The following is a 544-nucleotide window of genomic DNA, read 5'->3' on the forward strand; positions in this document are numbered from 1 at the left end:
GTTGGCGTGGTTTCATGCGTTGGTATCGTTGTCTGTCCACATGCCTTCAGCCGGTCGAAGCTACCCGTCCTCCTTCAGGTTGAGGTTCGAGCGTATGGGAGTGTCGAGCCGGTGCTGGGAGGAAAAATGTTGATTATAGCCCCATTCAAGGTGCCGAATTGCTACGAAGTCAACAAGTATTGGTGAGTGTGTTGTTTTTGATACGAGCAATCTTTAAGGATATGCATGAATATCAGCATCTTATGCCACTCACTCAGTCACTGCTCAGAAAGGTCCTAATAACCATTCTGATTCGTCGTTTCGCTGACGGCATGCCGAGGGAGGTGCGCGCGTGAAGCTGCTGGTACTGGATGCCGGCCACTGCCTGAGCCTGGCCCTGGCCCGGGAGGCCAACCGCCGCTCGGATACCGAGCTCACCATCGAGGAGGGCCTGGAGCTGGATCCCGCCTGGCTGGCGGAGGTGGCGCCGGATGCTCTGGTGATTCCGCCGCTGTCGCGGCCGATCGTCGCCGCGCCGGCGGAGGTGACGGCCCACGCCGAGGCG

Annotated in this window: 1 protein-coding gene; it reads left to right on the forward strand. The window is 59.0% G+C overall.

The annotated features are described in order from the left end of the window. Positions 1-331: 331 nt before the first annotated feature. On the forward strand, positions 332-544 hold a 213-nt coding region (locus tag AOG27_RS21055; RefSeq protein WP_200909128.1), incomplete at its 3' end, for a hypothetical protein.

The sequence above is a fragment of the Pseudoalteromonas lipolytica genome, assembly GCF_001306915.1.
In the GTDB taxonomy this organism is placed as follows: Bacteria; Pseudomonadota; Gammaproteobacteria; order Enterobacterales; family Alteromonadaceae; genus Pseudoalteromonas; species Pseudoalteromonas simplex.